General features: G+C 38.9%; 1 protein-coding gene. It reads left to right on the forward strand.

Features of this window, described 5'->3' with window-relative positions:
• Window positions 1-491 (forward strand): sensor histidine kinase (locus tag ACRBG0_RS23615; RefSeq protein WP_431489309.1); only part of this gene is annotated, 491 nt, incomplete at its 5' end.
• Window positions 492-547 lie beyond the last annotated feature (56 nt).

The raw sequence follows: 547 nt of genomic DNA on the forward strand, positions 1-547 counted from the left end.
ATTATTCGACCATAACACATACCCCTTTAGAAATCACGAATGTTTCGATCGTGAAGCTCATTGAGGAGGTTAACAGTGATATTCGGCAGTTACTGAATGAAAAAGGAGGAGAAATCATTGTTAAAAATCTTCCAGAACATATTTTGGCTGACAGCTCTCGTATCTACCAATTATTACAAAACTTGTTAACCAACGCGCTTCGTTATAGTCGAGATGGCGTAGCGCCAGTAATAGTCATCTCAGGGGAAGAAGGTGCCACCCATTACCATTTTGAAATTGCTGACAATGGTATTGGTATTGAGAATGAATTCTTCGACCAGATTTTTGTATTGTTCAAAACATTAGAAAACAAAAGCATCAGCAATAGTTCGGGAATAGGCCTGGCTACCTGTAAAAAAGTAATAGAAGACCATAAGGGAAAAATCTGGTTGGAATCTAAAGTGGGAGAGGGTACCACCTTCTATTTTACCATCGCCAAAAACTTGGACTAATTAACCCTTATACCTTTACACCTAGGCTGTACAATCAATCTGTACCTGTTTGGGCT

Source organism: Lewinella sp. (assembly GCF_050633125.1).
GTDB lineage: Bacteria > Bacteroidota > Bacteroidia > Chitinophagales > Saprospiraceae > Lewinella.